This is a genomic window from Oceanobacillus sojae (assembly GCF_007991515.1).
Taxonomy (GTDB): Bacteria; Bacillota; Bacilli; order Bacillales; family Amphibacillaceae; genus Oceanobacillus; species Oceanobacillus sojae.
The window spans coordinates 339,756-352,843 of record NZ_BJYM01000003.1 but is presented as its reverse complement, the minus strand read 5'-3'; the positions used below and the strand labels follow the sequence as shown (position 1 = coordinate 352,843).

16 protein-coding genes and 1 pseudogene are annotated in these 13,088 nt (G+C 40.8%); 2 read left to right on the top strand and 15 right to left on the bottom strand.

The features are described 5' to 3' along the window. Nucleotides 1-431: aminoglycoside 6'-N-acetyltransferase (gene aac(6') / locus OSO01_RS05330; RefSeq protein WP_147209378.1), on the bottom strand; the 431-nt coding region annotated here is incomplete at its 3' end. Nucleotides 432-664: 233 nt separating this feature from the next. Here aac(6') and OSO01_RS05325 point away from each other — a divergent pair. Both OSO01_RS05325 and OSO01_RS05320 read left to right on the top strand, forming a co-directional pair. Beyond that, nucleotides 665-1,141, top strand: a complete 477-nt coding sequence (locus OSO01_RS05325; protein WP_147209376.1) for a DinB family protein — start codon at nucleotides 665-667, stop codon at nucleotides 1,139-1,141. A gap of 134 nt (nucleotides 1,142-1,275) precedes the next feature. Then, nucleotides 1,276-2,508, top strand: a complete 1,233-nt coding sequence (locus OSO01_RS05320; RefSeq protein ID WP_147209374.1) for a CynX/NimT family MFS transporter — start codon at nucleotides 1,276-1,278, stop codon at nucleotides 2,506-2,508. A 32-nt stretch (nucleotides 2,509-2,540) separates the two neighbouring features. Here the strand turns inward: OSO01_RS05320 and mdh are convergent, their stop codons facing one another. The 14 genes and pseudogenes from mdh to OSO01_RS05250 all read right to left on the bottom strand — a co-directional run bounded on the left by mdh (nucleotide 2,541) and on the right by OSO01_RS05250 (nucleotide 13,064). Then, a complete protein-coding gene (gene mdh / locus OSO01_RS05315; protein WP_147209372.1) occupies nucleotides 2,541-3,488 on the bottom strand; it encodes a malate dehydrogenase in 948 nt (315 codons plus the stop codon). An 85-nt stretch (nucleotides 3,489-3,573) separates the two neighbouring features. Next, nucleotides 3,574-3,852 (bottom strand): BMC domain-containing protein, encoded by a 279-nt coding sequence (locus tag OSO01_RS05310; protein ID WP_077604696.1) that lies wholly within the window; start codon nucleotides 3,850-3,852, stop codon nucleotides 3,574-3,576. A 308-nt stretch (nucleotides 3,853-4,160) separates the two neighbouring features. Beyond that, nucleotides 4,161-5,681: an acetaldehyde dehydrogenase (acetylating) gene (locus OSO01_RS05305; protein ID WP_147209370.1), complete on the bottom strand. Its 1,521-nt coding sequence runs from the start codon at nucleotides 5,679-5,681 to the stop codon at nucleotides 4,161-4,163. 20 nt (nucleotides 5,682-5,701) lie between these two features. After that, complete coding sequence (locus OSO01_RS05300; protein ID WP_147209368.1) at nucleotides 5,702-5,908, bottom strand: hypothetical protein; 207 nt, start codon at nucleotides 5,906-5,908, stop codon at nucleotides 5,702-5,704. Between the two features lies 1 nt (nucleotide 5,909). Continuing rightward, nucleotides 5,910-6,458 carry a EutP/PduV family microcompartment system protein gene (locus OSO01_RS05295; RefSeq protein WP_147209366.1) on the bottom strand — a complete coding sequence of 183 codons (549 nt, stop codon included), beginning with the start codon at nucleotides 6,456-6,458 and terminating at the stop codon, nucleotides 5,910-5,912. Between the two features lie 15 nt (nucleotides 6,459-6,473). Next, nucleotides 6,474-6,812: an ethanolamine utilization microcompartment protein EutS gene (gene eutS, locus OSO01_RS05290; RefSeq protein WP_077605184.1), complete on the bottom strand. Its 339-nt coding sequence runs from the start codon at nucleotides 6,810-6,812 to the stop codon at nucleotides 6,474-6,476. A 65-nt stretch (nucleotides 6,813-6,877) separates the two neighbouring features. Beyond that, on the bottom strand, nucleotides 6,878-7,996 hold the full coding sequence (gene eutH, locus OSO01_RS05285) for an ethanolamine utilization protein EutH (protein ID WP_147209364.1): 1,119 nt from the start codon (nucleotides 7,994-7,996) through the stop codon (nucleotides 6,878-6,880). Between the two features lie 29 nt (nucleotides 7,997-8,025). Beyond that, nucleotides 8,026-8,295 carry a EutN/CcmL family microcompartment protein gene (locus OSO01_RS05280; RefSeq protein ID WP_147209362.1) on the bottom strand — a complete coding sequence of 90 codons (270 nt, stop codon included), beginning with the start codon at nucleotides 8,293-8,295 and terminating at the stop codon, nucleotides 8,026-8,028. A gap of 242 nt (nucleotides 8,296-8,537) precedes the next feature. Continuing rightward, nucleotides 8,538-9,164 (bottom strand): annotated as a pseudogene (gene eutD, locus OSO01_RS05275) (ethanolamine utilization phosphate acetyltransferase EutD); the annotation flags it as partial. 40 nt (nucleotides 9,165-9,204) lie between these two features. After that, nucleotides 9,205-9,495: a propanediol utilization microcompartment protein PduA gene (pduA, locus tag OSO01_RS05270; RefSeq protein ID WP_077604702.1), complete on the bottom strand. Its 291-nt coding sequence runs from the start codon at nucleotides 9,493-9,495 to the stop codon at nucleotides 9,205-9,207. A gap of 27 nt (nucleotides 9,496-9,522) precedes the next feature. Next, nucleotides 9,523-10,065, bottom strand: a complete 543-nt coding sequence (locus OSO01_RS23905; RefSeq protein WP_147209360.1) for a BMC domain-containing protein — start codon at nucleotides 10,063-10,065, stop codon at nucleotides 9,523-9,525. A gap of 9 nt (nucleotides 10,066-10,074) precedes the next feature. Next, on the bottom strand, nucleotides 10,075-10,728 hold the full coding sequence (eutL, locus tag OSO01_RS05260; RefSeq protein WP_077604704.1) for an ethanolamine utilization microcompartment protein EutL: 654 nt from the start codon (nucleotides 10,726-10,728) through the stop codon (nucleotides 10,075-10,077). Between the two features lie 62 nt (nucleotides 10,729-10,790). Beyond that, the gene (gene eutC / locus OSO01_RS05255; RefSeq protein ID WP_147209358.1) at nucleotides 10,791-11,684 is read right to left on the bottom strand and encodes an ethanolamine ammonia-lyase subunit EutC; all 894 of its coding nucleotides are present in this window, start codon (nucleotides 11,682-11,684) and stop codon (nucleotides 10,791-10,793) included. 12 nt (nucleotides 11,685-11,696) lie between these two features. Further along, nucleotides 11,697-13,064: an ethanolamine ammonia-lyase subunit EutB gene (locus OSO01_RS05250; protein WP_147209357.1), complete on the bottom strand. Its 1,368-nt coding sequence runs from the start codon at nucleotides 13,062-13,064 to the stop codon at nucleotides 11,697-11,699. Nucleotides 13,065-13,088: the final 24 nt, after the last annotated feature.

Genomic DNA, 13,088 nt, shown 5'->3' with positions numbered 1-13,088 from the left:
AATGATTTCTTAAAACAAATTATTCTCCCGGCTTCCATAAAACCAAGACGGAGGTGCATGGCGAGGCTTTCTTCATTATCTATGGAACAATCACTTGCAAATTCAATGCAGCCCTGCTCTTCTGCCCAGCGCTCACAAGCCTTTACTAATTCTCTTGCATATCCATTATTTCTATGTGATTCCTTGACGAAAATTCCTTCTAAATAGCCGACTGGTGATGTTTTTGTTCCTTCGACATAATCAAATCTCAGCTGACATTGCGCGAACCCGATAGCCTTCTCCTTATCAATAGCTAACAAAATACATGCATGTTTATCGTCTAAATAACTCTTGAATTCCTCTTTTAATGTGCCGAGCTCATTTTTTGACCATAACATTTTTGCTAAACAGGCAACATGATCTATATCTTCTCTGTTCGCTTCTCTCAGCATTTTTTCACTCCTTATTTAAAATGGTTTCATTCAATTCAACATCATAAGTAACACACATTTATTATTAAGTCATTCTAAGTTAATATATAATTATAACAAATATTTCTAAATTTTTTATGTGGAATTTTATTTATCTTTATCTATTACTTTGTATAAAATATAGTGTCAGATTTAAAGGCTTTGAATGTATATATAGAAATGTTATTTAATACAAACGAAGGGATTTGATATCAATGACTCATGCTAAAAGTGTTTTACTGGACCAGTTGTTAGCAAATGCGAATGACCAAAGCTGGTATCTTTCTTTTGAGCAGGCTGTTGAAGGAGTTACAGAGAAAGAAGCATTTTGGAAACCTGATAAAGACAGCCACTGTATTGCCGAAATTACATACCACCTCATTTATTGGAATAGAGTATGGCAAACCAGATATGAACAATCTGATGTTCAAGCTGTTAAAGCAATAGAAGATAACGCAGATACCTTCCAAGTCTCTAGTGGACAGTCATTTTCTGATTTAAAAAACGACTTATTAAACACCATTTTAAATTGGCAAAAGCTTATTAATAGTAATCAAAAGTTGGACTCCATCGTTCCCGGATTTCCCGTAGAAGCTGAATGGTGGAATTTAATCAGTAATGCAGCAACACATAATGCCTATCATATTGGACAAATTGTTTATATAAGAAAAATGAAAAAACAGTTTACTTAAAACTATCAAATTTAAATCCCGCATTAGAACTGCTTGATTTACTTTGATATTAAAAATAGCTTTACATTCCCATGTCTTCTTTGATAGAATGATTTCTTGTGTATTTAAAAATACGTTGTAAAGGAATTGTTTTTATGTACTTCTCAAAGAAAGATTTTTTAAATAGATATTATATCGTTCTATTACTTTTAGCTATTTTACTTATTGCAGCAACACTCCGTTCTCCAATTTCATCTGTCGGGCCGCTTATTCCTTTTTTTCGGGGAGAATTAGAAGCCTCAAACGCTATGATTGGATTAGTCAACACACTTCCATTGCTTGCTTTCGGCTTATTCTCTCCGTTTGTACCGAGACTATCCAGCAAATTTGGAATGGAATTTACTCTGCTGGTTGCTATGGTTTTTCTGTCTATTGGTGTATTTATCCGGGCGAGCGGAGGAATAGAGCTGTTATTATTCGGTACACTCCTGACTGGAATGGCTATTGCTGTCGGTAATATCCTGATGCCGGGATTAATTAAATCAACCTTTCCTTATCGGATTGGGCTGATGACAGGGCTTTACTCTGTCTCGATGAATTTATTCGGCGCGATTGCCTCCGGTATTTCCGTACCGATTGCTTCCATAGATGCGTTCGATTGGCGGAATGCTATGCAAATTTGGAGCATAATCTCTTTAGCAGCTGTCATTGTTTTATTACTGCGACTTCCAGTTACGCGTTCAGGCGGAAAAAAAGTGTTTATGAATGTAAAAAGCCAGCCATCCAGAGCTATCTTCAAATCAAAAATTGCCTGGGCTGTTACATTTTTTATGGGGCTGCAATCACTTATACCCTACAGTTTATTTACTTGGCTTCCTGATATTTTAATCACAAAAGGATTTGATGAAAGTGAAGCCGGATGGTTAATTGCCATTTATCAACTCGGGCTTATTCCGACAACATTTATCGCTCCAATTCTTGCCGGAAGAATGAAAAGCCAGCGTCTGATCGGCTGTAGCGCAGGATTATTATTTTTCTTCGGTCTGCTGGGGGTTGCTTTCACTTCATCGCATTTGATTATTGTCTTTCTTATCTTAACTGGTGTCGGGGCAGGAACTGCATTCAGTTTAGCGATGATGTTTTTTGTTCTCCGTACCAATACGGTTATAGAATCAGCACAGTTATCCAGCATGGCTCAATCGATTGGGTATATCGTTGCTTCTACCGGTCCCCTTTTTCTTGGAACAATCTCAGAAATGACAGGAGGCTGGACCGTTCCATTTATTATTTTAATGGCTGTAGCCTTATGTATTGCCTTCCTTGGGACAATTGCAGGTAAAAATCAAAAGATTTCATTTGAATCAACAGAAGAAACAGCAACAAAATAAAAATGAGGCCGGAGAGTTTTTCCGGCCTCATTTTATTTATCTATTGGCAGAGAAGAAATAACCTTCTTCACATCATCCGCTGATTGATTTAACTGCTGCTTTTCTTCTTCTGTTAAAGGTAATTCAATAACACTTTCAATTCCCTTTCCTCCTAGAACTGTCGGTACCCCTAAATAAATATCATGGTAGCCGTACTCTCCTTCCAGGTAAGCAATCGACGGCAATATACGTTTTTTATCCTTAACAATCGCTTCTGCCATTTCAACAAGGGATGCAGCAGGGGCGTAATAGGCGCTGCCATTACCAAGAAGATTTACAATTTCTCCTCCCCCTTTTCTCGTCCGCTCTACAATTGCCTCCAGCTTGTCATTCGGAAGCAGATTACTGATTGGTATACCTCCTACATTAGAGTAGCGGATTAAAGGGACCATGCTATCTCCATGGCCGCCAAGTACAAATCCGGTCACATCCTCCACAGAAAGTTCCAGCGCTTCTGCAACGAATGTATTAAAACGTGCGGTATCTAAAACTCCAGATTGACCGATTACCCGATTCTTTGGAAAACCGGTTGTTTTAAAGCAAGTGTAGGTCATGGCATCAACTGGATTGCTTAAAACAAGAATGTAGCTTTCTGGTGCATAACGACCAATTTTCTTTGAGATATCCATCATAATATCTGCATTGATTGCAACAAGATCATCCCGGCTCATCCCTGGTTTTCTTGCAATTCCTGCAGTAATAATCACCATGTCTGCATCTTTAATTTCTTCATAATCTGATGTACCGGTTACTTTCCCATTAAACTTTTCTACAGGTCCGGATTCCAGCATATCCAGAGCTTTTCCTTTTGTCGGATTCTCCTGATCAGGAATATCTACTAAAACAACATCCCCCAGCTCCTTTTGAGCAAGTAAAAAAGCGGTTGTTGCTCCAGTAAACCCAGCTCCGATCACTGCAAATTTACGTCGTTTAAATGTCAATGTAAATCACTCCTTTGTTGCTTGTATCCATTATTTCTAATAAAAAGAGGGAGGTGCTCCAAAATAAGAGCACCTATTTTCTCTATTAATCTGGAAGAATATCAGATAACTCGTTATGCGGACGAGGGATTACATGAACAGATAATAATTCTCCAACTCTGCTTGCTGCTTCGCTCCCTGCATCTGTAGCTGCTTTTACAGCTCCTACATCTCCGCTGACAAGTACAGTTACTAAGCCCGCGCCAATTTGTTCTTTCCCGATTAAATGTACATTTGCTGCCTTTACCATTGCGTCCGCCGCTTCAATTGCCCCTACTAATCCTTTTGTTTCCACCATTCCTAAAGCTCCATTTACTTTACCCATTTTAAATTCCTCCTTAAAATATGTGTTCAAAAAGGCCGATAAATAGGACCAAGAAGTTCAAGGCGACTAGCTTTTTACGAACGGACTTTCACAGGATGTGATGACTTCTGTGTTGTCCACAGGACGTGGACGACTTTAACAGAAGTTCCTCTATACTTTATAATACGTGAGTATCGTAAAAAGCTCGTCAACGTACTTCCGCAGGATGCGGTGGCTTCTACGTTGCCCACACGACGTGGGCGTTCTTAGTAGAAGATCCTCTCATCGCCGTGTCATTTTTATTGGACTTTTTGAACCTCCTTAAAATATTATTGATTTTGATATTCCTTTAAAACCTGCCTCACAAGCTCCTCTATTTTCACTTTATCAATTTCTTCACTTGCTGCACCTGATTTTTCAACTGCTTCCTTCATTAAGTGCTCTACTTGTTTACTTGATACTGCTTCTGATTTACTTTCCCCAGGCTGTGGAATATCTGCTTCCCTCAGACCATAAGCAATTCTTTTTACATTATAAAGATGACGTGCAGTAATATTATCCGAGCTAATATTTCCGCCATATGCACCACATCCCAAAGTTAGAGACGGGGCTAGTGCGGTTGTTGCTCCTACTGCTCCTATGGACGACAGTGTGTTTACCAGCACCCTGGAGACTGGCATCGCCTTTCCAAACTCACGGACCAGATGATCATCCTTGGTATGAATAGAGAAGGAATGACCTCTCCCCCCTAAATTCAGCAGTTCTAAGCATCTTTCTTTTGCTTCATTAGAATTTTCTGCTGTATATAATGCAAATACAGGAGCAAGCTTTTCCAAAGAAAAAGGAATATGCTTGCCTACCTGATCTTCTTCTGCTATTAAAAGTCTGGTATTACTTGGAACGTTTATACCTGCTAATTCTGCAATTTTCAGAGCTGACTTCCCGACAATATCCGGATTGACCTTACCAGGTCCAATCGATATAATTTCTTCCATTTTCTTTTTCACTTCTGGGTTACAAAAGTAAGAACCGTTTTTTTCGAGCTCTCTTTTCACTTGTTCTTGAATAGCCTTATCTACAACAATCGCTTGCTCTGTAGCGCAAATTGTACCGTTATCAAAGGTTTTACTATCAACAATCATTTTTACACTTTTCTCAACATCTGCTGATTTTTCAATATACACCGGTACGTTTCCAGGCCCTACTCCATACGCAGGTTTTCCTGAACTATAGGCCGCTTTAACAAGGCCGCCCCCGCCGGTGGAAAGAATTAAATTCACGTCTGGGTGAGTCATTAATTGATTGGTTGCTTCCATACTGGGCTCCGAAATCCAGCCAATTAATCCTTCTGGTGCCCCTTCTTCCAGCGCAGCCTCCATGCAGATTTTCAATGTTTCTACGGTGCATTTTTTAGCTCGCGGATGTGGGCTGACTACAATTGCGTTTCCTGACTTCAGAGCTGCTATTGTTTTAAACATTGCTGTAGAAGTAGGATTGGTTGTCGGGATAATGGCAGCTATCACACCATATGGATAAGCAATTTCTGTTACTTTATTTTCTGTATCTTCATGAATAACCCCGATGGTTTTCTCATCTTTAATAGATTCATAGACATCTCTTGAACCTACTTGGTTTTTTATAAGTTTATGCTCTACAACACCCATTCCTGTTTCTTCTACAGCCATTCGTGCTAATTCTTTTGATTGGTTGAAGGCTGCTGCAGCGATTGCTTTTACAATGGAATCAATTTTCCACTGCGAGAATTGCATAAATTCCTGCTGTGCTTTTTTGGCCTTCTTTACTGCATCCCGCATTTCTTGAATAGAGGATAAATCCTTATCTAGTGTCAACAGTAACACTCCTTCCCTGCCTAATTTCCTTTTGTATATGGTTTGAGAGTAATTACCTCACCTATCTTTTGATCCACCACCTCAGCCTGCTGTTCAACAGGATCTGGAAGCGGACTTTCATGAGGCCATATTTTAATAGTTGTATTCTTGCTGACATCCACTTCCTTCATTTCTTCTAAAACGGTGATTACCACTTTCGTTACTCTTTCTACAAGCTCTCTATCCATCTCATTCCTCCTTCCTGCTCTGCTGTCTCCGGACTTTAGCATTTTCATGGAAGATAAGATTCTCAGATTGATGGCTGGCAGCATATGCTTTCATTTCGTCCAATGACTGACATCTGACAAGAGCAGGAATGATATCTATACCTTCCCCTGTATAGGCAGATGTGATAACAATCGGCCCTTTGACAATTGCCTTTTTTAATAAGCTGATTGCTTGTTCTATATTTGCTTCACTTGCATCTGCTTTTGTAACAACACCGATCGGCAGTTTATTAATTCCTAGACTGAACCCGGGTGCAAAAATTGTTTTTTCATTGGTTGCATCCTGCACAAATAACACATGTGTAATCTCAAGGGAGGTTGCCATAATACTCCGGTAATGCAAGGGGTTTTCTGTATATTCCCCGGGAGTATCTACAATCCAATCCTCATAAATCAAAGACTGTGTTTTTATTTTTTTCGGATGTCTCTCTCTACCAAAAAGCACTTCCTTTAACGTCGTCTTTCCAGCATCTATTCCGCCAAGAATCATGGCTCGATTTTTCAATGGCATTTACCCCCTCCCTTTTTAAGATTTAGTAATTTCTGCAGGTGTGTAGCTTAAAATATCTGCCAAAAATTGATTTACATCATGCAGTGCTGTCTCCACCTCGGAAACACTGCCTACAATCACCAAACTCCCTGTGAACCGGTCAAGAAAGCCGATATCCACGTTTGCAGCTTTCGTGGCACGATCGCCGGCTATAATAACTGTCTCGCTTGGTGTCAGCGTTAGTATCCCTAATGCTCCAGCCTGCTGCACGCCTAATTTATCGAACATATCCTCAACAGGATTAGCTATTAAATGGCTCAGAGTTACTTGTTTTCCAGGTACAAATTCTTGAATAAACCTTTTTTTCTCTTCCATATGCACTCCTTCTTTCCTTCCCATTTTTACATTTCCCGGAATAGGAAAGCTGCTTTTCATATTTCTCAGGTAGCTTTTGTAAGCTTGGTTTCTTTCTCTTCACTTTTTCCTAAAATAGCATTTGCAATCACAATTGCGATTACAATTGCGATAATTCCTCCGGCGAACTTTCCAATAATCATTGGAAAAATCATTTCACGTGCTACTCCTGCAGCAAATCCCAGATGGTCTCCGAGTACGAAGGCTGCTGGTACAGAGAATGCTACGTTAATTACTTTTCCACGATTATCCATATCCTTCATCAAATTAAACATGGCAATATTATTAGCCAGTGTTGCAACCATACCAGCTGCAGCAACATCATTCATACCAAGCATTTTCCCCATGTTCATCAGTGGTTTCTTAAATACACGGGTGATCACTTCTACCATAACAAAGGCTCCGGCAAGCACAATCGCAATACTTCCGACTACCTCTATCCCTTCTCCTAAAGGAGCAATTCCAGGTATAACGGTAATACCTGTCAGAACATCAATAATACCGATTGCCAAGCCTGCTGTTGCAACTACTACCACGCCATAGCCAAAAATCGTAAAGCCTTTAATCATCTGATTTGGTATTTTCCAAAGTCCCAAAATAACGAGGGCTGCCAGGATAAAGATAGGAATTAAATTCATAATAACCATGGAAAAGGAATACCCTGCTACTAATCCACCAACAATTGCTCCAAAAGGAATTGCAATAAAGCCTGCCAGCATACCGGTAGCAAGATAGCGCTGATCTTCCTTTTTAATAATTCCTAAGGATACAGGGATAGAGAATACAATTGTCGCCCCCATCATTGCTCCAAGAATAATACCAGAGAACATAGCTGCATCCTGACTCTGTCCCAGCTCTTGAGCCAACTGCAGGCCTCCCATATCAATAGCTAATAAACTTCCGGCAAACATAGCAGGATCTGCACCAAGTGCCGTATAAATTGGAACAATAACAGGGCTCAGCACATTTGCCAGGACAGGAGCCATGACAATAATACCGACCATCGCAAGTGCCAAGGCACCCATTGCCATAATACCCTCATCAAATTTATCTCCGAGTCCGAGTTTATTTTTAAATATCTTATCTATGGCACCGACTACCATGAAAATGACCATAATATAAATTACAATCTCATTTATGCCCATACCTCTTCCTCCTCAACTCATGTGATTTTCTATTCTTTTTGAACCATATCAATCGAGTCAACCACGCCGACAATTACGGAATCAATGGGCAGTCTTTCTTTTCCAAAAGCAGACCTTGCACTGCTTCCTCTCGTTACTAATACGATATCTCCAACACCGGCACCCGCTAAATCCGCAGCAACAAAGGTAGAGGATAAATCATCATTATACGTCGGTTTGACAATTAACAGCTTCAGACCGTTCAGTTTTTCATCTTTTCGTGTTGCCCATACAGAGCCCATCACATCGCCGATGATCATTCCTCATTCTCCTCACATCGTTGAATTTCTAATTTATGCTTTTTTGCGTAATCCATAGCCAGCGGCGTAGTAATACTATTTTGCGGAATCAGAACCTTCTTCTTTTTCTGCATCAGCAGCTTTTGTAAATCTCTTTCTGTAATGACCCGCTTCTCTATAAATCCCGTGTCATTTCCAGGTGCATGACAGCTTTCTAGAGGTTTATCAGCCTTTTCTATATTTGAAGATGCTTCCTCCGCATTCTTTTTAATAATCTTGCCGAGTGCTCCCTGCTGGAACCCACAGGAATTTGCTTCATCAAAATCAATATGCATATAAGTCTGATAGTTGGGATGAACACGTATAACAACATCATCAAATATAAGTGACCGTTCCCCAAACACCTTTACCTGTACGATTTCTTTATGCTCTACCTGGAGTTTCGCAGCATCATGCAAAGCTACATGAATATGCCGTTTAGCGACGATAAGCCCTTTATCCAGCTGCAATTCCTTATCTCCATAGACAAGTGTTACCCCTGGTGTTCCGTCAATATCCCCGCTTTCTCTCACCGGGATATTCCCTCCTAAAACAACTGCATCTGTTTTAGACACTTCAACCTGGGAGGAGCTTCTTTCAGGTCCTAAAATCACTACATTTTCAAGATTTCCCTTAGGTCCTTTGATTGTAATTCTTTCCTTACATGCGTACTGACCCGGCTGTGATAATTCTTTAGCCTTTGTTAATTGATAGTCTGCACCAAATAAATAATCGACAGCTTCTCTGCTTAAATGTACATGCCTGCCAGAGGCTTCTATTTCAACTAAAGACTGGTTCAGCATTTCCTTCTTTACTGCTTCTTCGATCGTTTTTACAAGTAGCTCGTCCAAATCAATCACCTCAATTCTAAAGCTCCGCTACTTCCAGATTTTAAGCTTCATCAAATTGTTTCGGAAGGATTGCACTAACCTCAGTATGCGGACGTGGAATAACATGGACGGATAATAACTCCCCTACACGGTCAGCAGCTGCTGCTCCAGCATCTGTTGCTGCTTTTACTGCTCCCACATCTCCTCTGACAAGTACAGTTACCAGCCCTGCACCAATCTGTTCTTTGCCAACTAACGTAACATTTGCTGCCTTTACCATTGCATCAGCTGCTTCAATAGCCCCGACTAATCCTTTTGTTTCTACCATTCCTAACGCATTTGCATTTTGCATTATAAATTCCTCCTTTAAGTAATTAACCTATTTTTCTTTCTTTTCATTACTGTCTTTTGCAAGTATTGCCTGGACTAATTCACTCTTTCTTGCATATTTTATATTTTTTGCTTGATCCAGCAGGGTGATATCATTTGCTCTGGCCAGCTGTCTTAATTGAAGCACCGTCATTTTTTCCAGATTTTCCAGTTTCCATCCTGGGGCGGAATAATCAGGTTTTGTATCTATACCTGGTTTGTTTTCAGTTTTAGGGCTGGGCTGTATCTCAACTTCCAGCTTGGCAGGAGCCGCTTCCTGTAATGGAAGCTTTTTTAGCAAAGCGCTGGTTTCATGATGCATTCTCGGAATAACATGGACGGAAATCAATGTTTGAAGTGATGTAATTGCATTTTCACCAGCTTCCACTGCCGCCTGAACAGCCGCAACATCTCCAAGCAGCTGGACTGTAACAAGCCCGCCCTTGATAATTTCTGCATCCAGGAGCTTCACATTTGCCGCCTTTACCGCTGCGTCTGCTGCTACAATAGAGCTCAATAATCCTCTCGTTTCAATTAATCCTAATGCTTCCATTTATCTCACCTAATATCCTTTTGGATTATCTGCCACATCATTTACTGCGCGTGCAAATGCTTCACAGGCAGCATGACAGGCTGATTGACTTCCAGTTAGTAAGGCGCCTCCAAAGTTTGTTTCAGACGGCGGGCCAAAGAATGCAGCCAGCCTCACATCCGCTGACTTCAACGCCATATCTAACGCATAAATAGCTTCTAATGGCGGAGCAATTAAATAAGCAATTGCTTCCCCTTCTGTTATATTTGCCTGTTTGGAAAGAAATGTTCCAGTTCGTGATACTAAGTGCGCAAAATAAGGAATAGAATCATCCTCATTGGCGCTGACAAAATAGGCATCATTCTCAATATAGGAAATTGCTGCATCTAATCCGCTTCTTACTTCTTCCGGATTATAGCCTGCCAGAATACCAATAACCTCTCCGGTTAATTTTGTGGTTGCATTGTCCGCACCGGCATACATTGATTCTGCATAAACAACCTCTACATCTGCTTTCTTTGTTGCTTCATCTAATGCTGTGTAGACAACATCATCAATATCTCCTGTCAGAATCCCGATGCTCCGCTGGTTGGGCAGTAGTTTTAATTCATCTGCTAAATGCGCATCCACATTTGAAATCAGCTTCACACCGAGGACCTGTGCATAAAGCGCATCATCCTTCATAGTAAACCCTCCATTTCTTAGCTTTATCGTCGAGCAGCATATTTACTTTTTTTGAAACTCCCTTAAACCTTATTTAAATCAAGACCTGAAGCTTTCTTATCAATCATTTTCTTAATTAATTCCGCGATATGTGCTCCCGCTTCAACTGGAGGCGTACCCCCCTCGTGAATATTCGATATAACAGTACGTCTTGCTTCCGGCATGTCGACAGTCGGTTTATATGCGATGTAAGCACTCATTGATTCTGCTGTAACCAGACCAGGACGCTCACCGACAAGCAGACAGACTACGTCAGCTCCTGTTAGCTCACCAATGACATCCATCGCCGGCACACGGCAATGCTTTATAAACAAATCATTCGTGGCGTCAATACCATGCAGCTTCAGGCCTTGCTTAATAGCCGGCAAAGTATTTTCCAGATTTGCTTCGATGGAAGCCGAGCTCAAGCCGTCTCCTACAACAATTTGTACTTTAGGGTTACCGCAATGCGCTTTTATTTTTTCTTTCTCCTCATCAGAGAATTGCCTTCCTAAATCAGGCCGGGTTACGTACTCATCCTTATCCTGACAGACAGTTGCAACAGGAAATAGATTATTTTCTTTGACAAAATCCTCACTGACATAAGAGAACACAGCATCCTGAGCAGCAGCGTGATCTGCTTTAAATCTTAATGCGCTGGAGGTCATATAGCGTGCGCCGCTCCGCCATACTCCCAATCGTGCAGGCGTTTTATCCTTCATATCCAAATATCCTTCTTCATCTGCCGGATTCGGTACAAGAAGTTCTTTCTTAATCAGTATTTCTGATATATCAGGCAGCACTTCCTCACTGACAGCATGATTTGTACTATCGGTTTGCTTTAATTTTGGTGTATGCTCCTCAGAAGCTTTGCTTTCTCCCGCCATTTCCAGGACAATCTTTTCAATCAGCGTTTTTAATTGTGTATCTGTAACCATCCTTTCTCCTCCTTACACTAAGAATAATGATGCATCTCCTGCCTGCTTCGTTAATCTGCCAGATAAATCAATAACATCCATTTTTCGAAGCCACTCTTCAAATTCCTTAATTGGTTTCAGCTGCAGCAATTCCCGCAATGTCTGAATTTCATGATAGCCAAGACTTTGATAATTCAACATGACATCATCGCCATGAGGAGCAGTGATTAAGAAATTAACTCCAGCCTGGGCAAGCAGTGTACTTAAAATCTCCATATCATCCTGATCTGCTTTCATATGGTTGGTATAACAAACATCCACGCCCATCGGAAGCCCGGAAAGCTTACCCATAAAATGGTCCTCTAATCCAGCCCGGATAACCTGCTTAGAATCGTATAAATATTCCGGTCCAATGAATCCTACAACTGTATTCACCAGGAAAGGCTCATAGGTTTTGCCAAACCCATAGCATCTGGCTTCCAAAGTGAGCTGATCCACACCATGGTGGGCGTTAGAGGATAGTTCAGCACCCTGTCCAGTTTCAAAATACATGACATTTGGTCCGGCTGCTGTTCCTTCACGCAAAGCAAGCTCTCTTGCCTCCGCAATTAGTTCGCCGCTTATTCCAAAAGCTGTATTTCCTTTTTCAGAGCCGGCAATAGATTGGAAGATTAAATCAGCAGGTGCGCCCTCCCGAATAGCCTGCATCTGTGTTGTTACATGGGCAAGCACACTATTCTGAGTAGGAATTGCATACTTATTTTTCACTTCTTCCAGACGATGGAACATCCGCTTCACACTTTCAAGCGTATCATCGACCGGATTCAATCCAACCACAGCGTCGCCAGATCCATATGCAAGACCTTCTAAAATGGATGCGACAATTCCGTCTTCATTATCAGATGGATGGTTTGGCTGTAATCTCGCTGATAAGGTTCCTTCTAATCCAATTGTCGTATTACAATGTGCTGTAACAGTTATTTTATTTCCTGCTGTAATCAAATCTAAATTGGACATCAGCTTGGTTACTGCTGCCACCATTTCTGAGGTCAGCCCTCTTGAAATTCTCCTGATATCATTTCCTGATGTATTATAATCAAGAATTTTCTCACGGAGCTCCTGTACAGTCCAACGCTTAATAGAATCATAGATTTTCTCATTCAAACTATCTTGAATAATCCTTGTAACCTCATCCTGCTCATAAGGGATAGCAGGGTTGTTCCGCAAATCCTCCAATGTTAAATTTGCTAAAACGACTTTGGCAGCGACACGCTCTTCTGCGGATTCTGCTGCAATCCCGGCCATCACATCCCCTGATTTTTCTTCGTTTGCTTTCGCCATTACTTCGTTGATTGATTTAAATTGATAGGTTCTTCCAAATAATACTGTACTTAAAATCATGCATATCCTCCTCTCGAAATTTAC

Bases quoted from the DNA above. Each gene is read 5' to 3' on its own strand.
- OSO01_RS05325 (WP_147209376.1), top strand. From the start codon at position 665: ATGACTCATGCTAAAAGTGTTTTACTGGACCAGTTGTTAGCAAATGCG.
- OSO01_RS05320 (WP_147209374.1), top strand. From the start codon at position 1,276: ATGTACTTCTCAAAGAAAGATTTTTTAAATAGATATTATATCGTTCTA.
- OSO01_RS05310 (WP_077604696.1), bottom strand. From the start codon at position 3,852: ATGGGTAAAGTAAATGGAGCTTTAGGAATGGTGGAAACAAAAGGATTA.
- OSO01_RS05300 (WP_147209368.1), bottom strand. From the start codon at position 5,908: ATGGATAGAGAGCTTGTAGAAAGAGTAACGAAAGTGGTAATCACCGTT.
- OSO01_RS05295 (WP_147209366.1), bottom strand. From the start codon at position 6,458: ATGCCATTGAAAAATCGAGCCATGATTCTTGGCGGAATAGATGCTGGA.
- eutS (WP_077605184.1), bottom strand. From the start codon at position 6,812: ATGGAAGAGAAAAAAAGGTTTATTCAAGAATTTGTACCTGGAAAACAA.
- eutH (WP_147209364.1), bottom strand. From the start codon at position 7,996: ATGGGCATAAATGAGATTGTAATTTATATTATGGTCATTTTCATGGTA.
- OSO01_RS05280 (WP_147209362.1), bottom strand. From the start codon at position 8,295: ATGATCATCGGCGATGTGATGGGCTCTGTATGGGCAACACGAAAAGAT.
- pduA (WP_077604702.1), bottom strand. From the start codon at position 9,495: ATGCAAAATGCAAATGCGTTAGGAATGGTAGAAACAAAAGGATTAGTC.
- OSO01_RS23905 (WP_147209360.1), bottom strand. From the start codon at position 10,065: ATGGAAGCATTAGGATTAATTGAAACGAGAGGATTATTGAGCTCTATT.
- eutL (WP_077604704.1), bottom strand. From the start codon at position 10,728: ATGAAGGATGATGCGCTTTATGCACAGGTCCTCGGTGTGAAGCTGATT.
- eutC (WP_147209358.1), bottom strand. From the start codon at position 11,684: ATGGTTACAGATACACAATTAAAAACGCTGATTGAAAAGATTGTCCTG.
- OSO01_RS05250 (WP_147209357.1), bottom strand. From the start codon at position 13,064: ATGATTTTAAGTACAGTATTATTTGGAAGAACCTATCAATTTAAATCA.